General features: G+C 55.8%; 18 protein-coding genes. 8 read left to right on the top strand and 10 right to left on the bottom strand.

The window, feature by feature from the left end:
• Nucleotides 1–135: 135 nt before the first annotated feature.
• Nucleotides 136–414, bottom strand: coding sequence for a 30S ribosomal protein S18 (rpsR, locus tag SV7mr_RS19370; RefSeq protein WP_145275809.1), 279 nt, complete (start codon nucleotides 412–414; stop codon nucleotides 136–138).
• Between the two features lie 735 nt (nucleotides 415–1,149).
• Here rpsR and fusA point away from each other — a divergent pair.
• The gene (fusA, locus tag SV7mr_RS19365) at nucleotides 1,150–3,234 is read left to right on the top strand and encodes an elongation factor G (protein WP_145275807.1); all 2,085 of its coding nucleotides are present in this window, start codon (nucleotides 1,150–1,152) and stop codon (nucleotides 3,232–3,234) included.
• A gap of 353 nt (nucleotides 3,235–3,587) precedes the next feature.
• Here fusA and SV7mr_RS19360 read toward each other — a convergent pair whose 3' ends face one another.
• Nucleotides 3,588–6,974 (bottom strand): hypothetical protein, encoded by a 3,387-nt coding sequence (locus SV7mr_RS19360; protein WP_145275805.1) that lies wholly within the window; start codon nucleotides 6,972–6,974, stop codon nucleotides 3,588–3,590.
• A gap of 792 nt (nucleotides 6,975–7,766) precedes the next feature.
• Between SV7mr_RS19360 and rpe the strand changes: the two genes are divergently transcribed.
• Nucleotides 7,767–8,456, top strand: a complete 690-nt coding sequence (gene rpe, locus SV7mr_RS19355; RefSeq protein ID WP_145275803.1) for a ribulose-phosphate 3-epimerase — start codon at nucleotides 7,767–7,769, stop codon at nucleotides 8,454–8,456.
• Nucleotides 8,453–9,046: a histidine phosphatase family protein gene (locus SV7mr_RS19350; protein ID WP_145275801.1), complete on the top strand. Its 594-nt coding sequence runs from the start codon at nucleotides 8,453–8,455 to the stop codon at nucleotides 9,044–9,046. The genes rpe and SV7mr_RS19350 overlap by 4 nt, the downstream gene beginning before the upstream one ends.
• Before the next feature lie 166 nt (nucleotides 9,047–9,212).
• On the opposite strand, the gene SV7mr_RS19345 is transcribed toward SV7mr_RS19350, so the two are convergent.
• Complete coding sequence (locus SV7mr_RS19345; protein WP_145278685.1) at nucleotides 9,213–10,376, bottom strand: DUF1559 family PulG-like putative transporter; 1,164 nt, start codon at nucleotides 10,374–10,376, stop codon at nucleotides 9,213–9,215.
• 625 nt (nucleotides 10,377–11,001) lie between these two features.
• On the opposite strand from SV7mr_RS19345, the gene SV7mr_RS19340 reads away from it, so the two are divergent.
• Nucleotides 11,002–12,144, top strand: coding sequence for a cysteine desulfurase family protein (locus tag SV7mr_RS19340; RefSeq protein ID WP_419187628.1), 1,143 nt, complete (start codon nucleotides 11,002–11,004; stop codon nucleotides 12,142–12,144).
• Between the two features lie 91 nt (nucleotides 12,145–12,235).
• Nucleotides 12,236–12,790: a protein tyrosine phosphatase family protein gene (locus tag SV7mr_RS19335; protein WP_145275799.1), complete on the top strand. Its 555-nt coding sequence runs from the start codon at nucleotides 12,236–12,238 to the stop codon at nucleotides 12,788–12,790.
• A 102-nt stretch (nucleotides 12,791–12,892) separates the two neighbouring features.
• Here SV7mr_RS19335 and SV7mr_RS19330 read toward each other — a convergent pair whose 3' ends face one another.
• Nucleotides 12,893–16,162, bottom strand: a complete 3,270-nt coding sequence (locus SV7mr_RS19330) for a hypothetical protein (RefSeq protein WP_145275797.1) — start codon at nucleotides 16,160–16,162, stop codon at nucleotides 12,893–12,895.
• A 960-nt stretch (nucleotides 16,163–17,122) separates the two neighbouring features.
• Here SV7mr_RS19330 and SV7mr_RS19325 point away from each other — a divergent pair.
• A complete protein-coding gene (locus SV7mr_RS19325; RefSeq protein ID WP_145275795.1) occupies nucleotides 17,123–18,664 on the top strand; it encodes a coiled-coil domain-containing protein in 1,542 nt (513 codons plus the stop codon).
• 53 nt (nucleotides 18,665–18,717) lie between these two features.
• Here the strand turns inward: SV7mr_RS19325 and SV7mr_RS19320 are convergent, their stop codons facing one another.
• From SV7mr_RS19320 to SV7mr_RS19300, 5 genes are all read right to left on the bottom strand, one after another.
• Complete coding sequence (locus tag SV7mr_RS19320; RefSeq protein ID WP_145275793.1) at nucleotides 18,718–19,206, bottom strand: DUF3859 domain-containing protein; 489 nt, start codon at nucleotides 19,204–19,206, stop codon at nucleotides 18,718–18,720.
• A gap of 257 nt (nucleotides 19,207–19,463) precedes the next feature.
• Entirely contained in the window at nucleotides 19,464–20,411 is a 948-nt protein-coding gene (locus tag SV7mr_RS19315) for a threonine ammonia-lyase (protein ID WP_145275791.1), read from the bottom strand.
• A gap of 51 nt (nucleotides 20,412–20,462) precedes the next feature.
• The gene (locus tag SV7mr_RS19310; protein ID WP_145275789.1) at nucleotides 20,463–21,785 is read right to left on the bottom strand and encodes a Trx7/PDZ domain-containing (seleno)protein; all 1,323 of its coding nucleotides are present in this window, start codon (nucleotides 21,783–21,785) and stop codon (nucleotides 20,463–20,465) included.
• 293 nt (nucleotides 21,786–22,078) lie between these two features.
• Nucleotides 22,079–22,924: a HisA/HisF-related TIM barrel protein gene (locus tag SV7mr_RS19305; protein ID WP_145275787.1), complete on the bottom strand. Its 846-nt coding sequence runs from the start codon at nucleotides 22,922–22,924 to the stop codon at nucleotides 22,079–22,081.
• Nucleotides 22,925–22,935: 11 nt separating this feature from the next.
• On the bottom strand, nucleotides 22,936–23,499 hold the full coding sequence (locus SV7mr_RS19300; RefSeq protein ID WP_145275785.1) for a DUF2617 family protein: 564 nt from the start codon (nucleotides 23,497–23,499) through the stop codon (nucleotides 22,936–22,938).
• 406 nt (nucleotides 23,500–23,905) lie between these two features.
• On the opposite strand from SV7mr_RS19300, the gene SV7mr_RS19295 reads away from it, so the two are divergent.
• Together SV7mr_RS19295 and SV7mr_RS19290 are read left to right on the top strand one after the other, a co-directional pair.
• The gene (locus SV7mr_RS19295) at nucleotides 23,906–24,484 is read left to right on the top strand and encodes an anthranilate synthase component II (protein WP_145275783.1); all 579 of its coding nucleotides are present in this window, start codon (nucleotides 23,906–23,908) and stop codon (nucleotides 24,482–24,484) included.
• Between the two features lie 71 nt (nucleotides 24,485–24,555).
• Nucleotides 24,556–25,353, top strand: a complete 798-nt coding sequence (locus tag SV7mr_RS19290) for a hypothetical protein (protein WP_419187627.1) — start codon at nucleotides 24,556–24,558, stop codon at nucleotides 25,351–25,353.
• 63 nt (nucleotides 25,354–25,416) lie between these two features.
• Here SV7mr_RS19290 and SV7mr_RS19285 read toward each other — a convergent pair whose 3' ends face one another.
• Complete coding sequence (locus SV7mr_RS19285) at nucleotides 25,417–25,791, bottom strand: hypothetical protein (protein WP_145275779.1); 375 nt, start codon at nucleotides 25,789–25,791, stop codon at nucleotides 25,417–25,419.
• Nucleotides 25,792–26,301: the final 510 nt, after the last annotated feature.

The raw sequence follows: 26,301 nt of genomic DNA, 5'->3' as shown, positions 1-26,301 counted from the left end.
CCCCGGTGCGCCGACCGGACCTGTAGCGAGGTGTGGTGAGGCTATAAAAAAAGCCGGCCAGTGGAGCTTGGCCGGCCCTTTCGTGATTGGTGTGGGCGAGTGCGAGGTCAATTCGCCTCTCGCTGTCGTTGCCGATCAGTCGCCAACGTAGGGCAGCAGTGCCATGTAGCGAGCGCGTTTGACGGCTGCGGTCACCGCGTGCTGGCTGACTGCGGTGCAGCCGCTTTTGCGACGGCCAACGATGCGGCCTTGGCGGTTGATCATTTTCTTCAGCAGTTCAACGTCCTTGTAATCAACGTACATCGGACGTGGGCGCTGGCCATCAACGAAGATGGGGTCTTTCTTTTTAGCGCGAGAGCGGACGCGAGAGCGTTTGCGGGCGCGGCTACGAGAGTTTACGGGTCGTGCAGGCATAATCTTGCTCGTTGTTTAGGTGGCGATCGGACACGGGCAGCGGCCAGAATGCTTGTCGTCGCAAAGTCAACGAATGCACTCAACAGTCGATTGCGGTGGCCCTAAAGAGAGTTGTGCGATCGAAGTTGGCCGAGCCGACGGTCGGTGAGACGGGAGCTGGGAAGAAAACCGCTTTTCGAATCCCTCTGCTCATCGACTCGCCACGTCGTGATATTGGTCAGGGGATCAGTATGTCGCTCGGAGAGGCCGTCAACAAGGGGAATTGTCAAGATTCGCGGCGAACGCCCGGGCTGCTGGAGAGCGATTCGCCGGGTGAGGTAACACGTTAATCCTGTGTCCTTGCCGACAGCCGCTGTGAAGTTGGCATGTGGCTTGCTAGACAGCTTGGTTGGGATTCGCTATCTCGGGGCGATTTGCCCTTCCCCAGCGGGCAAACCTTTGCCATATTCCGCAAAAATTTCGCGGTGCGCAATAATTTTTGCATTCCTTGTCAGATGAATGGTCTGTCTCACTCATGAGATGGTCGCTGATGGGGCCGCCCGCTACACAGAAGCAACGCTCAGTAAGTAGCCCGCTTTTAGCAAGCCTTGTTTCCTTTTGGACTCTGGAACGCTTGCCCGTTAGCAGTGAATGCTAGAGCAAACTATCCGAGCGACAATTCAACCGGGAATCCCTGTAAGCCACTGAGGCTGGATTCCACAACAGTACTACTGAGCCATACCACAGGTAAGTCAGATGAATTTGGAGAACGTACGCAACATCGGGATCAGTGCTCACATTGACTCCGGAAAAACGACGCTTAGCGAGCGGATTCTTTTCTACGCTGGTCGAATCCACAAGATCGAAGACGTTCGTGGTGGCGGTGACGGAGCGACCATGGATCACATGGATCTGGAAAAAGAGCGTGGGATCACGATCACCAGTGCTGCGACCAGCCTGACTTGGAAAGATCATGCCATCAACTTGATCGACACGCCCGGACACGTTGACTTTACTGTCGAAGTGGAACGTTCGTTGCGAGTTCTTGACGGTGCGGTTCTCGTGCTTTGCAGCGTCGGTGGCGTGCAGAGTCAATCGATCACCGTTGACCGCCAAATGAAACGCTACCAAGTGCCTCGCTTGGCTTTCATCAACAAAATGGACCGTACCGGTGCAAACCCCTTCCGCGTGGTTGAGCAACTGCGTGAAAAGTTAGGCGCCGAAGCCTTCATGATGCAGTACCCCATCGGTGCTGAAGAAAACTTTGAAGGTGTTGTCGACTTGATCGAAATGGTGTCATACCGCTTCAGTGGCAGCGAAGGCCAAGATGTTGACACCGGCGAGATCCCAGCTGACATCCTGGAAGAGTGCCAAGCGCAACGCCAGCACATGCTCGAGCAGCTGTCGATGTACAGCGACGACATGATGGAACTTCTGCTTAGCGAAGAAGAAGTGCCAAAGGAAATGATCTACAAGGTCACTCGAGATGCTGTTCTCGGTGGTGCAACCCCGGTTTACATGGGCACCGCGTTTAAAAACAAAGGTGTTCAGCCATTGCTTGATGCGATCAACGAATACCTGCCAAGCCCTCTGGATCGTGACATCTACGGTCGCGATCCTAAGGATGAAGAGAAAAAGATCGCTCTGAAGCCCGATCCCACCGAGCCGTTCGTTGGCATGGGCTTCAAGATCGTTGACGATCCCTTTGGTCAGTTGACCTTCATGCGGATCTACCAAGGAACCATCGAAAAGGGCGAAGCTTACGTCAACCAGCGTACCGGTCGGAATGAACGTTTCAGCCGGATCGTGCGAATGCACAGTGATAAGCGTGAAGAAATCGATTCAGCCGGTGCTGGCGACATCATCGCCGTCATGGGAATCGACGCCGCAAGTGGTGACACCTACGGTAATCAACGCGATCAGTGCTCACTCGAATCGATGTTCATTCCAGATCCTGTGATCAAGATCGCTGTCAGCCCCAAGAGTCGTGGCGACGGAGACAAAATGAGCAAAGCTCTGCAACGTTTCCGTAAAGAAGACCCAACCTTCCGCGTGATGACGGATGAGGAAACCAACGAAATCCTGATCAGCGGCATGGGCGAATTGCACTTGGAAGTCTACATCGAACGGATCAAACGTGAATACGATGTGGAAATCGAAGTCGGTGCGCCAAAGGTGAGCTACCGTGAAAGCCCAACGCGTGAAGTTGAATTCAACTACAAGCACAAGAAGCAAACCGGTGGTTCAGGTCAGTACGCTCACATCGTCGGCAAACTGAGCCCATTGGATTCGATCAGCGAAGACAGCTTCGAATTCGAAGAGCACATCGTCAGTGGTCGGATCCCTAAGCAGTACATCCCTGCTGTGGAAAAAGGCTTCCGCGACATCCTGGGCAAAGGCCCACTGGCTGAATACCCCGTGGTGGGAACTCGGATCGACTTGAACGACGGTTCATACCACGACGTTGACTCGTCGGAAAAGGCGTTCTACACCGCCGCTCAGGGTTGCTTCCGTGAATACTTCAAGCAAGCGGCTCCGAAGTTGCTTGAGCCAATCATGAAGGTCGAAATCGAATGCCCTGAAGACTTCCAAGGGACGGTTGTCGGTGACGTGATTCGTCGCCGTGGCATCATGAGCAGTAACGACATCGTCGATGGCAACAGTGTCATCATCGCTGAAGTTCCACTGGCGGAAACCTTCGGTTACGCAACCGACCTGCGAAGTATGACTCAGGGGCAGGGAACGTTTACGATGGAACTGGCGACCTATCGCGAGACTCCTTCGAACGTTCAAGAAGAAATCATCGACATGAAACGCAAGGAAAAAGAAGCGAAGAAGTAGTTCGCACTGTTTCCAAACGGATACCTGAAACGGCGTTGCCAGCATCGATTGGCAACGCTGTTTTTTCGTTTGCAACGGTCCCTGCGACCAAATCGTGGACAACGCCAAAACAGCTGATGGCAGAACCGTAGGGTGCCGTGCTTGCACCAGTGCACCAAAAAAACGTGGCAACGCCAACCGCAAGCCGCCACAACGAAACCCTCCCCGGCCGGCCTTTGAGACAACCAATGCCCCGCCTTGCAAATCGGCACACTCATCCGCATGCCACCACCGCCAACCGGCCGACCGCTCCCGCAAGCGGCAGGTGTTGCTGATGGCGCGTGGTCAGCGACAGAACAGCTGATGGGAAATGCTTAATATCGAAACGGTTTGGGCGTTAGGTCGCGAATGCGGTCCGCGACGCCGGGTTGCTTGGCCTTTTGGGGCTCGCTGTCGGTGACGCTCTTTGGCGTCGTGGTGGCCTCGCTATCATCGGGGAACGCCGCGTTGGGGCTTAGCGGAAGGTTGCCCGGCAACGAGAACCCATGGTAAAACGGCAGGATTCGCTTCGGGCCGATGCTTTCAAGGTTCGGCAGGATGCTCAGTCCGGCGCCTTCGGCCGCCTCAGCGTTGGGGATGTCGCGTGTGTTGCCCCAGGGGCTTTGCTCGGCTCGTGGACGCAGTGTCGGCAGCGCCAGCGAGTGAGTTGCTTCTTGACTGGGCCAGTCTCTGCGAGCCACATTCCGCGACGGCGCAGACCGCAGGCTGTCGGACAGCAAACGCAGTGCCCAGCGGTTGGCAAACAGTGGGCCAGTCGCCTCGAGATCCTGTTCCGACAATCCTTGCAGAGCACTGAAAGCCAGTTGTTTCAGTTCCGCCTGTTCCGCTGTGGTTGCAAATTCAGTGTGCACTCGAATGTCGTCTAGCCAGAGATCTCCTTTGCCAAGGCATTCAATCGTCAACCGCACTGATTCGACATGAGCGAGCTGATGGGCCATTGCCTCTAGGACCACTTGGCGACGATGCCAGGTTCCTGTCTGAGGCACAGTGATGCGATTGCTGATGGAGATGATTTGGCCATCGCTCTCGCCTTCCAGGGTGATCCGAAGTTGCTGGGCTCGAGCGGCGGCATTGCTGTTGGGCAACGAGCCCTGCAGGGCGGACCGAAAGGCCATTGAAATCGCCAGACGTTGTCCTGCGGGGCGCGTGATGGGGCCGCTCATCAGCCAGCATTTCGTTTGATCGCTATCGTTGCTCATTCGGAGTGACGCTCGACCGTCGATCGCTTCTTGAGGATCAACTTGCACGGCACCGTTGGGCACCTGCGAATGCAGCCAGCCTACCATGCCCGCTTGGCCGGTTTGTTCAAAGCTGCCGTTGGTGAACGGGATTTCACTGGCAGGTGATTGCAGGCTGGTCAGCAGATGGGTGACCTGGCGGACATACAGTTCGATGGCGTTGCTCGCGGTCGGCTGGTCAGCAATGCTCTGTGACCACTCGCTGATTTGAGCAGGCCCGGGAGGGCAGTCAAGTTTGACATTCACAATCGAGTTGCCAGGCACACGAACGCGAAAGTCTGCCGGAGCGCCCACACGTTGAGCGGCAATCTCGGGGTGCAGGGAAACAAGGTTGATCGCCAGTGACTGCTCGTGCTGAACTTGGAGCGTGATGTCCGTGGCCCAGGGGTTGCGGTTGATCAAAGTCAATTGATTGACACCTTTTCTGAGTTGAAAGTCAGCGGCAAGCTCGCCCGAAGCTAACAGAACAACATTGTGTCGAGAGGCTGGTTGCGCCGGCGTTGCGGCGGCAGGGATCACGATGGAGTTCTCTGGCGTCAGACGAAACTGTTGCAAGGCCTCCCGGGTGGTGCTTTGGCAAGCCATCGGCAACGTGGCGGCGTCAAGCTGAGTCAAGTGTGGGTTGCTTTGAATCAATAGCGTCAGGAGGCGATGCGCCATGGTGGTGTGCTGTTCGATGCCGCTGGCCGATACGTCGGTTACCATTGCCAGATCATCATTGCCTGCAAACGCAATGGAGACGCCATCAAGTGAGGGACGCTGGGCGAGTGCCGAATCCAGTCGCCGGGGATGGCTGTTTGATCCAGTGACGCTGGCGTCGCTGGTGGTTTCGTGACGCAGCGTGATGCGAAGGGGAAGCGACTGAGCCCACTGCTGGACGGCAGCAGACAGGTTCGGAGCGTCCGCCCTGCCAGCGGCAACCTCTTCGCTGGATAACTGCTGTGTGCCTTGCCGCGGTGGGGGCAGTGAGTCGCCCTCGGCGTTGGTGGATTCATTGGACGCGGTGTCGCTGTCTTTGAGCTCGGCAGCCTTTGTCTCAAAAAGGGGGACGGACACCGACTGATAGCCAATCCAGGCAGCGTGGCTTTCCAGTCGCTGCAAGGCAATCCAAGCCCGGTAAAGCTGTTGCGTTTCCGCGCTGTCGCCATGCTTGCCCAATGTCTCTGGTTCCAAGTCTGGAGTCAGTTGTTTGATCCAGTCCTGATCGCGGCAGTGCCAGTGCAGCCTGCGACCGCCCGGCTCTGGTCGGTTCGTTGCCAGGTTTGATGCGGCATTGGCCTCCGTCGCTTGTTGTTCCTCGTTGGCCGAAAAGACTTGAACCGAATCGATCGTCACGGTGTTGTCTGAGTCCAGATTCGTGACTCGGAGGTATTCCTGGGCGTGACGCGGATAGTGCAGAACCTCCAGCGCACTGGTGCCCAGCGGGGGAACGGCCTGCAGGTCAAGTTGCGGCCATAAGGTAACGGGGACAGCACGGGTGATGGCTTGGAAATTTGGCGAAGCGGAATACTCCAGTTTCAGCCGAATCGGATCGGTGGTCCGGTCGGTCGACTGCACGTTCAGTTGCAACTTGGTCAGTTCATGCGCTCGATAGCGTGGCAGCGTCAGCAAGCAGGGAGTCGCTGCGCCGTAGGTCCCAAGGGACGGGGCAGCAGAGGCGGTTTTACTGGACGCGGGGCCAAACGTTGGAATCGTCAGCGCATCGCCCACCTGCGTGATATCGGGGGCAAACCGCGTGGCGGACTCGGGAATCCAGTCGGGGGTGACGCGAGTCAGCGGATCAATCGGGCTGGCATCACCGCTTGATTGCCAACGGAGTCTTTCGGTCGCCGCGAACGGTTCGGTGTCGCCAGTGGTCGTCGGAGCGTAAACGGCCATCGAAACCTTGTGCTGGGCAATCGTTTTTTCCGAACGCACCAGCCCAGACCACGCCTTTTGTTGCTGTGAAAGTGAGACGTTCCATTGATACACACCTGGTTGCCCGAGGTCGCTGACCGTCAACTCGATCGCCGACGTGCTGCCATCAACGCTGCGTGTGACTTGTTGTCGATGTTCCATCATCACCTGATGGTCACTGATCCGTACCAGTTGGCACTGTGCGGTCAGTCGAGACTGGAGGCCGGACGGCAGACCACGAAACTGGACCGTCAGTTGAAGCGGCTTGTCATTGGTCACGATCGGCCAGTTTGCAGCAGCTGAGCGCAGCGAGAGCTCGATCCCGCGTTCCGGTTCCGGCAGCCTGGCCTCTGAATCCCGTTCTGCAGCCGGCAGCTGTTCCTCCGCAGAGGATGGAACGTCGTCGGGTAACTTCAAGGGTTCCTCAAAAGGCAATTGCATCGCCGAAAGGGATGAGCCAGCCATCGTCGCCAGCAAGAGCACCAACTGCGCGAGGACGTGGTGCTTGATCCGCACCAGGACCTTGGGCACAGAGAGAGTGGCTTGGAACGTTGGCTGATTGCACATGGCTGTTTTCCTGAATCCGGATCGCATGGTTGGTCGAAGCCCCGGAAGTACACCAAACGGTGGGTCGCAAATGATTCGTCCACGAGTTGGCCAGCGAGTCGATCGAGCAACTGGACGCTAGCAAAATCGTCTTTGCTTGGTGGCTTGGCGTGCCAACCAGGCGTTTTCAAAGACCTGCGTGAAAACGGTTCTTGACGTGTCTGGAGGCTACGAAAACCGCTGCCGCCAGAGCAAGGTAGATCATCAGGCTTGATTAGATTCGGTGGGTGATCAGTCAGCTTGGCGTACCGCGACTGGCGGCATGCAGGTGCGAATGTTGGGGCAAATGGGGGAGCGAGTTTTAATGAGCCCGTTCTGGAGTCGGATTTCAGGTCGCTCAGAGAATGGGCTCCGGCACAGTGTTCACGGCCCGCTCTCTCCGCACAGCCGTGGGGATTGCAGTTGGCGACCAGTCAAGCAGAGGGGTTTTTGAGGAGATTTTCCGACTTCAGCGGAGAAGAAATCGTTTTTTTTAACGTGAGATGCAACGCCTTTAACGGGTGTGAAACTAAAAATGCTTCAGCGTGATGCGGGTTTGAACGCCCTTTGCCAGCCGGATCCACAAACCGCTCGACTGGGAGAGTGAATTGACAAAGGCACACCTCAGTGACCACCCTGGCGTCTTTCAAGATTCGCCGCGATGCTCCGTTTTGGCAGCTTGGTGGCAGTTTGCTCATTGAGAGCAGGCTGTAGGTCGTGCTGATTGCTCTGCCGTCACCTCGCATCGCATTGTGTATTTGTTGAGAGTACTGCATGTCGCAAGACAAGCTGGAATTGATTCGTCGAGCAGCCCCTGGGGTTTTGCCCAGCCTATTGATGTGTGACTTTGGTGATCTGAAGTCAGAACTCGATCGGCTGCAGCAAGCTGGAACCCAGTGCCTTCATCTGGATGTGATGGATGGTCAGTTCGTTCCTAATTTGACCTATGGCATGCCGATCGTCGAAGGCATTCGCAAGCACAGCGATCTGCCCATGGATGTTCACTTGATGATCAAGGATCCATTGGCCTACGCCAAGCCGATGATTGACGCTGGCGCTGATTCGCTGACCTTTCATGTCGAAGCGGTCGAGGATGCTGCACAGGCTGCCCGCGAAATCAAATCGCTCGGTGCCTGTGTTGGTGTCGCTTTGAATCCATCGACTCCGCTTGAGGCGTTGGACGGTTGCTTGGCTGAAGTCGATATGGTGCTCGTGATGAGCGTCGATGCTGGGTTTGGCGGACAGGCTTTCAATCCGATTGCTTTGGAACGCTTGCAGACCTTAAAGCAGTCTCATCCTGATTTGCTTCTTGAAATCGATGGCGGAATCAATCGGGACACCATTGGGCAGGCGCGAGCTGCTGGCTGCGATCTGTTCGTCGTCGGCTCGGCCATTTTTAAACATCAGGACTATTCGGCGGCCATCGCTGATTTGAATGCCCAGATGAGCGGAGGCCAGTCATGAGTAGCACCGCGACATTGACGCGGCTGTTGTTAGTGCAGCCGGGGCCCACAGAATTTGATGAACAAGGTCGGCTCAAGGGATCCCTGGACATGCCCCTGTCCGAAGCGGGATTCGCTGAAGCCAATGCGGTGGCCAGTCAGCTATGCGACACGCCGATCACCATGATTTACGCCGCCCCCTGCGAGTCCGCTCAGCAGACCGCGGCCTTGATCGCTGCGGCACAGCCACAGGGTGGGCGCATGGTCAAGACCAAGGTGATGGATGCCTTTCAAAACATCAATCAAGGTCTGTGGCATGGCAAACTGATCGAGGAGATCAAGCGAAACCATCCCCGCGTTTATCGCCAAGGTGCTGAGCATCCATTGGAGTGCGCCGCCCCTGAGGGTGAGTCGCTGGGCGATGTCCAAAACCGGATCCAGAAGGCCTTGAAGAAGTGTCTCAAGCGAGCACGAGATGAAACGGTCGCGCTGGTCGTCCCCAATCCTTTGGCCAGCATGATTCGAAGTCAGTTGACCGCCGAGCCCATGCCAAGCGTTTGGAATCATTGCACGGACACCGCCAAGTGGGAAGTCGTGCAAACAGAGCTCTAAGCCCGCTGCGTTGATCAGCAGGCGTTGATCAGCAGTGTCAACGTGATTGCTTTGTCAGGCAATCTTCTTCGCTGTCAGCGATCAGACAACAAAACAGGGCACGCCGTGTTGGCGTGCCCTGTTTCGTTGATTCGTTTAGCTGACTCGCGTGCCGTTGCAGCGCGGTCTACTCGAGTTCATCGGTGATGATAAACGCCGGATTGGGCACGTTGCTCTTGGAGCCGTTAGGGGTCATCATTGCTTGATAGACTTCATAGCTCATGCTGTTCTGCAAGCTGACGGTTGAGCCATCGGCCATCACGCAATTGGCCATTTCTGGGTGCAGGGATGAGGGGCGAGCCAGATCGAAGCAATCAGCAGCAGTCATTCGGCGAACCGTGATGCTTTCGCTGGTATCGCCACCACCGTTGATCTTGTGGTCGCGAGCAACTGCTGGAGCTCCAAAAGTCGGATTGTCATTCTCGGCATGCCAGACCATGCCATTGATGTACTTGGCTCGCAGGTAAGCTAGTCCGCGGCTCAGTCCAGCGGCGTCGGTGGCCACAGCAGGCACACCCCAGTCCAAGTCGCCGGTGGCGGTCTGGAGGTCGTCTCCGTCAAGGTAACCGGCGCGGTGCCATGGCAGCGCCTGAATGTTCTCACTGATCAACATGGTTTTGCTTTCGCCATCCACCAAGTCTTCCATCGTGCGTTTGGGAGTCTTGGGGCGATAGAACGGGTTGCCGACGGGACCGGCGTAACCGAGTTGGAACACGCCGTTGTTCTTGTTTTCGGACTGGTAAAACATGGCAGCGTCGAAAAGATTTCCCGAGTTGTTCCGTAGCGCGCCGCCATTGTTGGGCACATACGAGCTGTTCCCGATCGAGCCATTTTCCAACACGTTCGATGGGCACTGAAAGGTGGGCAAGTTCGGCGCGGCATCTTTGTTGTAGTTACCACCTGAGCCATCAAAGGAATCAGGAGATGGTAGATAGATTGGGAATCGAGCTTCTAGCCAGCGCTGGGCAACAGGTTGCTCGCCAAGTTCAGCCAGCAGCGGCACGCCCCAGCCACCAAGTTTGATGTGTGGTGTCGAAGGGTTTCCGGTCGCGGGATCGTTGCCACCGGCAAATAGGCCATAGCTGGTCGTGTAGGTTGGCAGGCGATTTTTCTTGGTGTGGAACGTTTGGACTGCGATTCCAAACTGACGCAGGTTGTTGAGGCATTGCGCTCTGCGCGCTGCTTCGCGAACGGCGCCTACAGCAGGTAACAACAGACCCACAAGAATGCCGATGATCGCAATGACCACCAACAGTTCCACCAGCGTGAAACCGGTACGTTTTTGATTCATAGCCAACGCTCCTGCGTTTAGAAGAATAGAAAGGACAAGTCCCGCACGAGGGCAGCGTGTTCAGGCCAGGACGGCAGGATCATCCAAAAGGCCCTGCAATGTGTGGCGACTCATCTCGCCACTTCCAGACACAATGCCGTCAGAAAAAGAGAACAAACCCGAGCTGCGGTCTAGCTTGTATTATCGTAATTTCGGGGGATTTTTGCAAATGCATCCGGCCGCGATTTCCTAATTTTCACAGTTTCAAAGCTGTCAGCTCGCCGTCACCCCCTGGTGGGTGAACCTCCCGCCTGTGTGCAGACGCAGGTTCTCTGGGGAAGTGTTCCGGTCTGCCAACGCGCTGTGAGGGAGCCAACTGGACAGTCGTTTGGGCATTCAACGCTGGAATCCGTTCGGGTTCCAGGTCACGGCGTCAGGGCGTGCCCGCCGCTTCGGCAGGCACGCAACCGTTGTAATCGCTACCAAAGGGCTAGATTCCCGTGGTGACTTCCTGCCAACCGGCCGGTGGGGGGAATTGCCCGAATTATGCTGTCACCCAGCCAGCGATCAGTTCAAGCAAGACGGGTCGCGTTGTACATTGGACTCTCGTTTTGCTTGTTGCCTGCTCGTCGGATTTCTCTTGATCGTGCCGCTGCTTTACCTGGATTACAACCGCACCACGCCCACCGCCCCAAGTGTCCTGGAAGCGATGCAGCCTTACTGGGGAACGTATTTTATGTTGCCCGAGCAACAGCATTGGCACGCAACAGCCATTGATGAAGCGGTCACCGAAGCACGCGAATCCCTGGGCGCCTTAGCCGGCTGTGAAGGATTCGAGATTGTTTTCACCAGCGGTGGCACTGAATCCAATCAATTGGCGATCGCTGGTTTGCTGGGCACGCAACACAATGCTGGCCGGCCTCAACGCGGCGGTCACATCTTGGTCAGTGCGTTGGAGTGCGATTCGGTGCTGGACACCGTGCAGCGTTTGGCCCGTCAAGATCCAAGCTGGACGGTCGAACAGATTCCCATCGCTGGCAACGGCTTGATTGATCCGCAGACCGTTGAACAAATGATTTGCGGTGAGACCCGCCTGGTTTGTGTTCAGGCTGCCAATCCCATCTTGGGGACCATTCAACCGGTCGCGGCCATCGGCGAACTCTGTGCTCATCGAGGCGTTCATCTGCACTGCGATGCGACGCAACTGTTTGGCAAGATTCCCGTCAATGTCAAGCAGATGAAAGTGGACACCGCTTCGATCAGTAGTCACAAGTTTTATGGCCCCAAGGGAGTGGGCGCTTTGTATGTGCGTCGCGGTTTGGCCATGGAGGGAATTCATGGCGGCGATGCTGGGGAAATGGGGCTGCGGCCCGGATCTCCAAACGTCACCGGGATCGTCGGCATGGGGGCTGCCGCACAATTGGCCGAGCGATTTAGCTTGACAGCCGAAGACCCCTTGGAAGAATTGCGCGATCAATTCATCGCTCGCTTGGAACAGGCGATGCCTGATCCGCCGGCGGTGATTGCGGCACCAAGTGAGACCCTGCCCAATACAGTGGCCATCGAAATGCCGGACGAAATTGACTTGCTCAAGCGTTCGGCCAGAGACTTAGTCATGAATTCTGCCACCTGCTTTGATCCCCCCGACTATTTTGTTCGGTCGTTGCGGGCGATTGGAATGACCGATCGGCAGATTCGTCGCTCGGTCAGTTTTTCGCTGGGTTGGACCACCAGCAACGAACAAATCGAACGGGCAGCGGAATGGATCGCCGCGGCCTACTACCGTTAATCGATGGCGTTTCCAGACGCCGTCACGCATTGCCCCTCTGTTTGCCTTCGCAACGACTTCCCTCCCCTCCCACTCTCTCGCCCGCTAAAAAATGATGTCACGAACGTTCCACGGTTGCGTCGCTCTAAGCGTCTTGTTCGCCATGTCGGTTGCCGCCACCGCACCGCTTCACGCTGCCGAGCCGCCGGCAATTCAAAAGATCAAGGTGGATGGATCGATTCGCACGTATCAGGTGGGCAATGTGGCTGTCGCTGGCCAGCCCAGCCCCCAAGGCTTTCGCGATCTGAAGAAACAAGGCTTCACCACCATCATCTCTCTGCGCCATCCGGACGAAGAGCGTTTTGATCAGGAAGCACTTTGCGAAGAGCTGGGGCTTGAGTTCGTCCGTCTGGTGATCAGTTCACCGAACGACTTGAATCCCAAGTTGGCAAAGCGTTGCAGCGAATTGATGAGCCAAGCGGATCAGGACTCCAAGGTGCTGTTGCATTGTGCGGCGGGCGCACGTGCCGGAGCCGCCTGGGTCGTGCATCGCGTTTTGCAAGAACAGCAGGACGTTGACAAAGCATTCGCCGAAGCAAAGCAAATGGGCTTGGCGGTCAAAGAGCTGAAGGCGGCGGCCAAGCAGTGCATTGACGCCAAAAAATAGTCGCTGAGCAGCTTGATGGCATTCACGCCAGTGGCCAGTCGTAAGTCAGTGGCCAGTCGTAAACCAGTGGCCAGACAGGCCGCTGATTTTCGCTCCACTGCATTACGGCGAAGGCACCGTCGCTGACTCTTGGGCATTCAGAGGTCCTCGTGTTGGCGTGGCTTCAAAGTCTGGGGAAGGTTCCGCCGCGGGCGGTGGGTCTGTTGCTAACGGGGCCAGTGCCGGTGTTGCTTCGAAAGCCGGTGCTTCTTCCACTGCCGGTGCTTCTTCGGCTGCAGCAGGCACTTCGACCGCTTGCCCTTGGACTGCTGACGCTTCTTCGACCGGCATTTCACTTTCAGGCACTTCGTACACTGCTTCAATGACCGGTGGTGATTGATGGAGCGACGCTTCGGTGTCACTGAGCGTGCCATAGGGGATGGGTTCCCCTTGTCGGCGGATCGGCAGATTGCAATCATTGCATTCGTACGCTGGGAAGGCTTCCACGGTCGTGCCAGGCAACGACAAGAAGTACTCGGCGTCGATCGGTTGATCCAACCAGATGTTGTCCGGCGTCAGTTCCATGGTTCCGAGGTCGAACTGCAGGTTGCGACGCACGACTTCGTAGTTGACATACACGTTCAGCAACGTTTCTTGGGCTCGTCGCAGGGACGCCAATGCACCACTGGTGTCTCGAGCAGCGGTCGGGCCGCTGGCCAGACCACGCGAGTCACGGAGTTCTCGAATGTCTTCGTTCAGTTGAATCTGGTCGGTGGCAATCTTGACCGATTGGCGACCGTACTCAAATGTCAGTCGGTTGACTTTTAGTTGGCGGATCTGGCCGCGCATCAATCGCCAGATGTTGTCTTCGTATTGATAGTACGTTCGTTTGCTGCGTTCGTACTCGATCAGGGCTTGGCGATAGGTGTTGCGTTCCTGCAGTCGTGTTAGCGGTGCATCCCACTGGAGGCTGGCGGTCAGCGATCCACTGTCACTGTTAAACGAGAACGGTGTTTCGCCGTTGTTTCGGAAGCCACCATCGAATCGCAGTTGCAATCCACTTTCCAGATCATCGGCGTTGAATTCGATCAAGCGATAGGAGTCCACCAAGGCGGCTCGAGCGTTGGCCCAGTCACGTCGGTTGCGACGGGCAACCTCGAAGGCCTGGGCTGGCGAGATTTGGATGACTGGCAAGAACGCTGTTTCCGTTCGTGCACGAGCCTGGATCAGTTGCATTGACAACACGTCTTCGCCCAATTCGGCGAGCAAATCCTGAATGCTCAGCACGAGCTGTTGGCGAATGTCATTGGCCAGTTGTGCTGGATCGGATTGAGCTCCCGCATCGGTGTTCAGGTATTGCTGCAACTTGGCGTCGATGACTTCAATCCGCGCGTTGTAGCTGTTCAGGCGTTTGAGAAGTTTGTTGTGAGTCTCGGTCAGTTCAGCGGGCAGTTCCGGCAGATCCGACGTGTCAAAAATCGAATCGTCAACTTTCTCGATGTTCATCAAGGTGCAGATGCAATCCAATTCTTCTTGGTAGCCCGCCTGCAGTTGCTGGCTCTGCTCGATGCGAAGCGGCACCGTTTCTTTGAGTGTCGTAATGTCGCTTAGGACGTTTTGTGCATCCGGCCCGGTCAGCTGCGACAGGAACGCTTTGAGCGGTTTGAGTTCGATCTCCATGCGGGCGAGAATCTGTTCGACCTCAGGCGTCCACTTCAGCGTTGAAGCCGGCAGCCCGGTGGTCTCGTCAATGACTTGTTCGCCCAGCCCTAACAGTTGAATGTTCAATTCACCGATTGCTGTTCGCAAAGCGATCAGGTCTTCTCGGCGAGATTGCAGCCGTTCATCGATGAGTTCAAAACTCTCCAGCAATGGATCTTCGATCCGCACGCACAGATAAGGTGGCAAGCCCATGGTTTGCAGGTAACCGTCAATGGTCGCTTGGTAGGCTGCTTGCGTGCTGACCAACGAACGTTCCAAATCGATCAAGTCGTTTTGCAGCTGCGCGACCTGAAGCCGTTGCCGGAGGATTTCTTCGGGATCATCAGGGATCGTCGTTAGCAGTTCAATCAGCGTGTTCTCTAGAATCAGCTTGCTCTCACCGGTCCGAGCAATGTTCTCTTTCAGGAACTTGATTTGCAGTTGATCTTGTAGCAGTCCCATGAAGCCACCGGCTTGTGGAACCGCAGCACCGAACGAAATGCCACCACCACCACCGCCGCCGCCAATGCCGCCAAATCCAGAACCCAAGCCGGTAAAGCCTTGCAAGCCAACACCGAATACACCGCCACTTCTGCTGACCTGACTCTCTAGGCCACGCCCAATGGTCACGTTCAAGTAAAAGCTTCGCCGGTACCGTTCAAACGCTCGCACATTGGAAAGCAAGCGACGCTCCGACAATGTTAAACGTTCCAGGACGCGATCCCGTCCCGCGTTTCTAAGCAGTGGTTGGATGAACGAGAAATTCAAAAAGTTGCGTGACGTGGGTGCATACTGATCGTTCGGACCGCTTAACTCCCAAACGATACTGTTTGCTAGTTCAACGACCATCTGGCTGCCGGTTGCAAAACGACGTGTCATCGAGAGTCCGTCACTGAGAGTCGCACGTGTTGAGTCACCGACGTCCGGGCCATCAACATCCAGTGCCGACGCGACATCACCAAAGAACTGAGTGTCAAACAGGAAGCGTTCACTGCTAACGTCAAGTGCTGACAAGTAAAGCTGTTCTAGCTGACGCTGGTACTCCGGGGAGTGCAGGAAGGCCAGCTCCACGGTCGAGTCGGCGTTGAGGACCAGAACGCCGTCTTCGTCCAGCGGTAAGTACTGCCACCAATCAGGACTCTCCGCCGCATTGGTCACACCCGCCGCGTTCCACAACGGATAACCTCGTTTGCCATCGACGCACTGCATGTAGCGATTGGAGGCTGGATCATCCACGGGGATTGGCTGGAAGTCTAAGTCGAATGGATTGAACATCCGGCTGCGAGGATCAACCTCGATGTTCAGCCGCCCAACCGGTGGACGAGCAACGTGTGAAGCCTTTTCACTGATCAGTTGATTAACTTCTTGGTCCGCCTGCTTCCGGTAGAACTGTCGATGGCAGCCTGTCAGCGTGGTCGCCAAACAGCAGCACGCCAGCGCGATGACCAGCAGGCCACTTGAAGAAGCGCGGCATGCTACCGAACCAGAGATTGGATCGAGGCCAAGCCCGTCGGAAGAATCAGCCTGAACGCCTCGCGGATCTCGAGGTCCGATGCTCAAATATTTGACGCTCAAATATTTGGCCTTCAGAGACTTGGCGCTGAGTTTCAATGCGGCGATCAATGATTGGTGCACGGCGACTTCTACAGCATCAGTGTGAAACGTTGGTGGGGCATCAGGTCGTTCATTCATTCCAAATGGCACTAACGGTGCAATCAGAACAACCCATCCATCGATTCGGACGCTTGTGGGCACCCTGGCTAGTTTTTTCCTCACGACATGCACAGGTGTCCAGACACGCACAAAGTTCCCAAAGCCCCCCTTTTGAATGTGGTTGATTCGTCGCTCATGCAGCGCAACGGTCACGGTGTCGAGCGAGACGTCACGTTGCCGCGCGAGACGTCACTGGGCCGCGATTCTGGCGTCACGTGAGCCGGCATTGCGTTGGTCAAGCCGGCCAATCTCAAGCTTTTCAGGTAACTCGTTTGGGGAGGGCCAGCCAGGAAGTCGTCAGCCGACTCGGGAACCCTTGCTCTGGAAACCTTTGGCTTTGGAGGGGATGCACGACAGCGATCGGGCGCGTGGGCGAACGGCGCCGGTCCTTTGCGTGACAGATCGGGGGAGTGCTGGCTGGAAGTTGGCTGAGGTCCAATTTTCCTGCGCACCGGCGAGATTTTTGAAATACAATGCCTTGCGACGAACGTGGCTCAAAGTGCTTCAGATCGAGCGAGAAGCGATGAAATTAGCCGCAGACGAGGTCGAAATGAAGGATCAACCGCCCGCTGAGATGTGGGTGGCCCCAAGTTTGATTGGCCTGATTGGCTGAAATGGTGGCAAAAACCCTCGTTTGCGCTCCAGGTCGACTGATTGTTTGAGGGAAGATCTGTCGAAAAAAGAGAAAAGCTTGACGCTCTATCTTGCCCAACTTAGTATCCACGAACCGAAAAACGGCGTCTTATCACCCAAATTCCGATTCCGCTCTTCTGGACACCCTGGCTCCCCTCGCTGTTTAGGCCTGAGGCAGCCAGCGAATTGATCGTGTTCGGTCTGGAACGTGTTTGGAGATTGTTGCCGTGTTGAAGTCTGACTTGATGTCGCTTCAGCCCTGTAAACAGTCAGCCACTACCGGAATCACCTTCGCCTGATTGAACTATGAAATTTGCACTGCTTGGTTTTCTTGTTGTTCTGTGCATCACCTTTATTGTGATGCTGGTGAAGTCTGCCAAACAAATTCGTTGGTACTATCACGTGGTCATGGTTTTGAACCTTGGCTTGGTGATTGGGCTGCTGTTTCCGACAGCCGTTGCATTGAAAAGCCGCATGGCGTGGCACGACCTGAAGGAAACGTTGGAGGCGCGAGCTGCTGATCTTGAAGCAGAGCATGATCTGATTCTCAAGGGTGATGAATCGGATCCATCGATTGGCATTGGACTCCGTCAGTTGCGACATGAGTACTCGTTGCTCAATGCGGAAGTCGGTTTTCACGTGGCGGGAATGACAGGCGCCCAACAGCAAGCGGGCACGTTCACGTTAAAAAAATCAGCCCCCCAGCCCGTGGTCGATCCGTCGTTGGGTATGCCAGCGACGCCTGATCCAGCGGCCTCTGCACCCAAGCCGACCAAGCCAATGTTTCCCACCGACTCGGTGGTGTATGCGTTCCTTGAAGAACCGCTGGAGCAAGGTCAAACTGCTTTGCCTCGGTATTATGTTGGCGAGTTTAAGGTTTCACAAAGCACTCCTGATACCGTCACCATTCAGGCCCAGGGCCAGCTCGAGCAGATTCAGCGTCAGATGTTGGCAAACTCGGGGAACCGCACTTGGACGGTGTACGAAATGTTGCCTTTGGATGGTCATCAACCGTTTCTTCTTGAAGGCAGCGACAAGATTCTGCCTGAGGACAACATCTTTGGCTCGGTCGATAAGAATTTGGTGGCTCAGTTGTTCAGCAACCGCAATGTGATCGGAAACATGCTATCGGCGACTCCGTTAGTCGAAGGCAAACCGTCAGAACGCGAACTGTACTTGGCCAACATGGATGCGTCGACTGTCGCCTACCTCAATGATGGTCAAAAGATCGAGCAACAAACCAATCTCCCACCAGAGGCCAATCGCTGGAGTCGCGTTCAGTTCCAGGCGAATTACGAGGACGTTGTTGACAGTCAAGATGCTGCTGACCCCGCCGACGTTTCTGCGTTCGACATTCTTGGGAAGGCCAAGGACATTCGCTTGCACGTCGGTGATGGCGAAGGCAAGGTTGTCGCCAAGAAAGGTGACTTTGCGGTGGTGGACTTTGACACCCAGAAGGAATGGGAGAACAACCAAGTTGCTGTCGTTGTCGGCACCTTCTTTGTTCGATCCTTGGTTGACTTCCGCTTTGAAATTCGCCGACTGCGAATCAGAGTTCGCGAGGTGGCCGATCGCATCAAAGTCGTGCAAGAAGAGCACACGCTTTTGGAATCGGCTCAAGCCACGCTCATCAAGTTACTGGCACAGCGTCAAGAAATTATCTTGAAGCTGGAAGACGACATTGCACAGGTGGAAGTTGAAAACACTGCCTTGGACGATTACCTGGCCAAACAATCGGAAGCTCTGAGAAAGCTGCAAGAAAAAGCTTCTCTTCTGTACCGGGAAAACATCAGTATGATGGAAGAGCTGGAAGCTTATGCGAGCGGCCAAAAGGTTGACGAGACCTGAGCCTAACAACTTGAGTGACCCTGCGTCACGCTTCTGTTGGTCGCTGCATCCTGTTAATGCAGCGAGAGACGCATCAGCTGGTACTGGTATCGCCGCGTCCGCAAACGGAGTCCTTCGGACGCACTCTGCGATTCAGTGACCGCTGGCAGCGGGTCTTCTGGATAGACTTCAAAGCTGTGTTGAGCCACCTGTGTTCCATCCAGCTGGATGCTCATCTCCCAGGTCCCCAGTTTGTCATCGATGGGCGACCAAATGGTGTCTCCCAAGTAGAAATCCCAATCATTGGATTTCACGTACAGTTGCCCTTCAAACGCTGGTCTGACGCGTCCTGCGTCATCCAAAATGCCGGGATGCTTGATCTGGTATTCCAGCAAGCAATTCTTACCCTGCATGATATTGACCACCATGCCAAACTCGATGTCGATGCGAGCGGGGATATGATCGGCGACCTCGATGAAGCGTGGCAGATCTTTGGCATCGGAATCCCAGGTGGCATAAACACCATGGCTTCGCTTGCGAACAACAGGGCGTCGCTTGGACATCACAGATCGATGGGGATGGGACTGAGGAGGAAGAGCATGATCATCACAGTGTCTGGCATGAACCGCACAGTGTCTGCCGGGGACAGCACAGTGTCTGCCGGGGACAGCACAGTGTCTGCCGGGGACAGCACAGTGTCTGCCGGGGACAGCACAGTGTCTGCCGGGGACAGCACAGTGTCTGCCAGAGACAGCACAGTGTCTGCCAGGGACAGCATCGTGTCTGCCGGGGACAGCATAGTGTCTGGCAAGCAAGTTGCTTAGCCCCGGAAATACTGCCCCTGGCTTAAGTCCAGATTGCCACCGCTGATCACGACGGCGACTCGCTGGCCGGCAAATTGGCTGCGTTGTTGACTCAATGCTGCAAAGGCGACGGCGCCAGAGGGTTCAACGATGGTGCGTGTGTGCTGAATCAGTGTGCGTGTGGCCTCAGCAATCTCGGTTTCGGTGACCAAGAAAATATCGTCCAGGAACTGGCGAATGATGGGCAGTGTTTGCTGTCCCACCTGGGTTCGCAGGCCATCACCGATGGTGTCGTAACGCGCTGGCTGTTCGTGTTGACCTGATTGCAGAGAGCGAAAAGTGTCATCCGCCCAAGCGGGTTCGGCGGCGCAGACGCGAATCGATGGACGCGTGTTCTTGAGAGAGGTCAGTGTCCCCGCTAGCAATCCGCCTCCACCGACCGGAACGATCACAGCATCCAGGTCATCGACCTGTTCCAGCAGTTCCAAGGCCATCGTGCCCTGTCCACAGATCACGTCGTGTGATTCGAAGGGATGAACCATGGTGGCGCCGGTTTGCTGCATCACCTCGGCGGCTTTGGCTTCACGTTGGTCACTCGCGGGTTCGCAAAAGATCGGTTCTACACCATAGGATCGCACCGCATTGATTTTCATGACCGATGAGTTGTGCGGCATCACCACATGCGCAGCGATCCCCACTCGCCTCGCCATCCTGGCCAGCGCTGCGGCGTGATTCCCCGAGGAATGGGTGACGACACCGCTGTCGGCTTGCTGAGGGGTTAAGTTGCGAACCGCGTTGGCAGCCCCTCGCGCTTTGAAGGCCCCGGTGTGCTGTAAGTTTTCCGCTTTGAAAAACAGCCGACAACCAAGCGATGCATCAAGCGTTTCATTGACCAGTAGCGGCGTTCGGATCACATCATGGCGGATCCGATCTGCCGCCGTTTGAACGGATTCCAGTGTCACCATTTTTCATTCCCTGCTGCTGTGAAGAGCTGTCAATCGAATGAATCGATCCGTTTACTTTTGAATGGGCAACGCGATTTCCAGCTGGTCACGGCCCCGCCGAATGGTCATTTTGACCTGTTGCCCGATGGATTTTTTTTCTGCGGCATAGGCTAGCAAGTCTGCCTCGCGGGCGAAATCGTCTCGGCCATCGTAGGCAACGATTAAATCGCCTTCCCGAAAACCTCTTCTGCGTGCCGTGCCATGGGGGCCATACTGGCCAGCTCGTTTGATTCGCAAAGCCATTTTGCCGGCCGGAATGTTGGCTTGAGCACGTTGTGCTTCGGATGCGTTTTCCAGTACCAAACCACCTAACGCGACACGTCGCAGCCACCAGGTTCCCACTCGCCAGGAGGTGTCATCAAGTTGTCGCCAGCCCGCGGGAAGTTTCAGTTCAGTTCGCATCTCGCGGCCATCACGTTGGAAGCGAACGTTGACGTTGGCACCGGTATCGGGAACGGTGTTGAGAACCCACTGGACGTCCGCCATTGAGATCAGTGGTTGTCCGTTCAGTGACTGGATCTGGTCATCGGCCTTCAAGCCAGCCGTCGCAGCGATTGATGATGGCGCGACGCTGCGAACGGTTGCCTTGCTATGTGGATCCAAGATCAGTCCGATTGATTTCGGGTGAGGGTAGGGCCACAGGATCTCATTCGGAATCGGCTTCTTGGAGCTCCAGTAGTAGTCTCTTCTGGCATCACCGATCTGATGGCAATGGATGCAGCTCTTGACCACGTTGCCTTCGTAGTTCAATTGATCGGTGAAGGCATTCCGCAGCGAGGGGAACCGTTCAGGCGATTTAAACTCCAGCGGTTGGCCTGTTTTGCCAGCTAGAGAGGCTTTCACAGCGTCGTAGTTTTGATGCATTTCCAGGACAGCTTTCAGGGCTTTTTCAAGTCCTTTCAAAGACACGTCGCCGGTCCACTCGGTACGGTGCGAGCGGGTTCCAAAGCGTCCATAGATCGTTTGGTCGGCATTGAGGAAAAACACAGCAAACGACTGGTCGGTATCGTACTGAAACAGATCTAAGTCCAGCCCATTGGTGGAAACTTGCCGCACACAAACAAACTTCTCCAGCAGCGGACGTATCACCGGATGCGTGTCGACGAGTTCATCGTCCAGCTTCACGCACTCGTGGCAGGGCAGGCAACGCAGGACAACAAGGATCGGTTTCCCCGACTCCTTGGCTTGCTGCATGGCCGTGGGAATGTCGTTGTAGATCCAGAAACCTTCGCGCTGGACCTTTTCTTTGTCGGATCGAACAATCTCGTCCCGAGTCTGGCCGGTCGCGATCGAGATGAACCCAAGCCAGCACACCAATAAGATTAGCGAACGCATCGTTTTCTCCCCATGTGTTGAGATGCCTTTCAGACGATCTGTGTTGGGGTCAAGTTTAGCAGATGCGGCGCTCACCGATGGAACGAAGGCAACGCCATTGGGGCGCGTCTCTCCCTGATCAGCCGGTGCGGTGCGTCGTCGGCACAGCGATTGGTCTGAGCCTGCCGATGGCGTTTGCATGCTGTTGGTAGCACTGCGACAGCCCAGCAGCGACTCGCGAACAAATCGACTAGCGAACAAATCGACTAGCGAACAAATCGACTAGCGAACAAATCGACTAGCGAACAAATCGACTAGCGAACAAATCGACTCGCCACCAAGAGTCCGGCGGCGCCGAGTTGGAGCAGACGCCGGGCATCAAGGTCATCGCGAATCCCACCCCCGGTGATGATCTCTCCCTGTGGCCAGCGTTCTCGTAAACGCTGCAGCAAGGCAATGGTCAGTGAAAAGTCACCGGTGCCAACGGCAGCCAGGTCCAGCGCGATCAGGTGCCGGACGCCTAACTGGTTGGCGCGTTGACACCAATGTTGCTCGTGATTTGAAATGCCCAGTGGGCGGCCCTGTTTGTAGTCCAGTCCCAGGGCAACGTGAGCGGGCCCCAGTCGTTCAGCGAGCTCGGTCAAGCAATCAAGCGTCTGCGCTGCTTCGGTGGCCAGGATGAAGCGGACGTTCAGTTTTGCCTTGGTGGTCGCTTGTTGCGGCATGTCACGAAGCTGGCAAAGCCAATCGGCATCGCGTTTGATACGGTCATGGTTGAGCCCCAGGTCCAACCAGAGTGTTGCTGAAACGGGTTGCCTTTCCAGCGGTGTTTGGGAGCACGCGTTGACCGTTTGCAGCCGAAGTCGCTCTTGAATCGCTTCGATGCTTGTTCGCTGAATGGGCGAACCCTGCAGTGCATCCAGGTCCGCGACATAGAACTGGCGTAGGCCTTCACGCCAGTAACAGTCGATCAGCGCGGTGGCTTGACCGTTGATGGCGTGGTCTTGGGTCTTCGCACCATCAAATTGTTTGACGTTGCGATATTGGTCGCGGTTTCCGGCGATTCCATGCACGGCCTTTCCGGCTTGCAGGTCAATGACGCCAATCCAAGGAATGGCTCGCTCGTCTAGCGTGCCGGCAGGCTCCGAGTCTGGCTTCATTGCCGGCGCAGCTATTCGGGCAGGCTGAACAGCGATTCGACTTTGACAATCGCGCAGTCATCGGGGAAGGTATGAATCGCTTGCACCAACATTGACCGCTGGCGGGTTTCGATGTTGATGTAGCTTAACGCTCCCAGTGCCATGCGACCGCTGGAGTCAAATTGGTGCAGCAGACCATCGGTGGGTTGCTTGCCCAATTGTTGCTGGACCATAAAGAACATGTCCGGTTCAACGGACTCAAGTTGAAAGTGCGTCCGATACGAAACGCCTTTGACCACTTCCACTTGTTCGGTGCGACTGCCTTTCAAGTTCTGTGAAATCAGGCATCGTTTACTGGGCAATGGTTGCGAGGCGCTGGTGGCGACTTCGCACAGCGTCAGCGGAGTTTCCAGACCCGTCCCCTGATCAGTGCAATTCCAAGTGATCACGTGGCCACAGTTTGTAATGTTGATCGTCGCGTTGTAGACGCTGCGTTCAATACGGCGCGTTCGCAGAACCCGATACAGTTCCGGGTGAAGCGAACGGCTGAACAGATGAAAGCTCAGCTCGGCGACTTTGGGACGAACAGACAACACGGCTACGGTTTCCTAAAAACACTCAGTAAGAGGAACGAGATCAGGCAAATTCATTATGACCTGTCGCGGTCTCTCAGGTCAAAAACAAAACTCATTTTGCCCCTGAAAGTTTAGGGCCAAAATTTACCGGTTGAGCAAACCTTTTCATGAAAAGAGTGTCATGAATACCGGTTAGCGGGACGCCGACAGCTCGATCAACGCGAATCAATTGCTCGACGTGGGCAGGGCAACAGCTCTACGCTGGGCCGTCCAGTTTCGCCTATACTACTGAGGGCAAGTATAAAGATTCTGGCGCAGCGGTTAGAAGAGCGTTTTGTCAGGTTCAGGAAAGAAATCTTTTTTCGATCTTTGCTCACGGATTCCCATTGACACCCCAACAAAGTACGGCGCGACGCGACGGTTTACTATGGTCATTGTCATCGATAATTATGATTCGTTCACTTATAACTTGGTTCAGCGTCTGGGCGAGATTGATCCCACGATTGATATCCGTGTGTTTCGCAATGACGAATTGACCGTCGACCAAATAAGCGATTTAAATCCTGCTCGTATTCTCGTCTCGCCGGGACCCTGTACTCCCAACGAAGCCGGTATCAGTGTTCCTGTGATTAAACACTTCGCGGGAAAGATTCCAATGTTGGGCGTCTGCCTCGGGCATCAATCCATCGGCCAAGCCTTTGGTGGTAAAATCATTCGTGCACCCGAATTGATGCATGGCAAGACCGATCGCATTCATCATGACGGTCAGGGTTTGTTTGCCGGTTTGGAGAATCCCTTTGTAGCCACGCGATACCACAGCTTGGTGATCGAGCCAGAATCCATGCCTGATTGCTTGCAGGTCGCCGCGTGGACTGATACCGGTGGCGTGCGGCAAGTGATGGCTGTGCGGCATCAATCGTATCCGCTCGAAGGTTGGCAGTTTCACCCCGAAAGCTTTTTGACTGAACCCGGCATCGCCATGCTGACGCAATTCTTGAACTGGTGATCCACCCGAATCATCATGGCCAGGTGAACGCATGCTTGTCCGGGACTCGGTCTTAGCGAAGGCGGTTAGCAATGAATCATGATGTGAATCTTTTGAACCATTCAGCGATCGATCGCAAAGGGGCCCGTTGCGCGGCAATGTCGTTGCTGGGGTTCATCCTGGCGATCGTTACCGCCTCGCTTGCGAACGCACAGGGATTCGTCGACAAGAATGGGCAGTCCGTGTTTGGCGATCAAGCAACGGAGTATGAGCGCATTCCGTTGGAGTCTCTTCCAAAGCCGCCTGCCAATCTCGCTCGGCTGATCAAAAACGGCGAAGTCCGATTGGTCACCGGAGGCGAAGCTCAGATTTCACCGTCGGATATCCCCAGTGGCCAGCGTCTGATGGGAGAAACTCGCTTTCATATCAACTATCAATTCAAGTCGGAAAGTCGTTGGTCACAAACGGCATTGCAACGTGCCCGTGGCGAATGGACGATCACGGTAAGGTTTCGAAAACTGGATTTGACCGTCGATCACGAGGTTTGGTTGAAGTCGCCGCCGAGCACGAAAACGTTCTGGGAGAACTCCGTGGTCAAGCATGAATTCGACCACGTGCGACTCTCGGCTGACCCGCGCATCAGGCAGGTGTTCTTCGATCAAACCAAGCCGATCAAGCGATTCACCGTTCGCCTGGATCAAGTGGCTGACGCGCGAAATCAAATCGATCGCGCGAAGGTGCAGGCACTGGTGCGAGAGAAACTGCGTCAGGCCGCTGAACAGACCAAGGACTTCGTTCAGATCCGCTACCAAGAATTGGATCGCATCACTGCCCATGGCATCAGAGCCTTGCCGGAGGACAGCACGCTCTTCAAAGAGGTTCCCAATTAGCAGCTGCGTCCGGCTGCCGATCCCACGCAAGCACTAGGCCCTGCGTGTGCGTCGCGCCAACCGCTAACGACTTGGTGGCGCAATCGATCCGAGCGCCAGTCCATCTTCGCTGAGCGTTATTTGAGCCGTCTCACCACCGCTGGGCTCGACTTCAAATCGTGGGTCACGCTGCTCCAAAGGAGCCTGTTGTGGCCGCGGTGATTGTTGATAGGTTTGCTCGCCAGCTTGTGAGGCCAGGCTGCCGACGCGGCCGTTGTAGCGATCCATCCGCTTCCACAAACCGCCATAGCCGGCATAGGCGCCGTCTTCACCGCTGGCACAAATTCGGCATCCGCTGCAACTGGTCACCATCAGCGCCGCCACCAGCCCCAGCCACAAGGGGCTTCGTTTTGAGGCGGTTGCCGTTCGTTGAGCAGCGTTTTGACGAGAGATTTCCATGGCGCAGTGCCTTCGCAGCAAAAAAGGGCGGCTCAGAAGCCTCGTGGACAAAAGGAGGCGCATGACCGTTGTTCAACAATCCATGATCAGTTTATCGGTTGTGCCGCTGGCGCACTTTAGGAAAGATTTGAGGATTGTGGCGGTGGGATCGATGTTGCGATTTCATCCGCCGTTTTGGCGTTGCCAACCCCTTCACCCTCACCTCGCTTAGGCTCGACTCTCCCGCCAGCGGGAGAGTTCAGGCAACGAATGGTCGACGGTTTCGCTGCTGCCTGCGGTTGGCGTTGCCAACCCCTTCACCCTCACCTCGCTTAGGCTCGACTCTCCCGCCAGCGGGAGAGTTTAGGCAACGAATGGTCGACGGTTTCGCTGCTGCCTGCGGTTGGCGTTGCCAACCCCTTCACCCTCACCTCGCTTAGGCTCGACTCTCCCGCCAGCGGGAGAGTTCAGTCAATGAAACAGCTGTCGTTTTGCGCTGGGCACGGTTGGGTGATTTATCGGGCTGCCGAA

The organism is Stieleria bergensis (assembly GCA_007745635.1).
GTDB classification, from domain to species: Bacteria; Planctomycetota; Planctomycetia; order Pirellulales; family Pirellulaceae; genus Stieleria; species Stieleria bergensis.
Note: the sequence above shows the minus strand (reverse complement) of the source record. Positions and strands in the feature narration are given on the sequence as shown.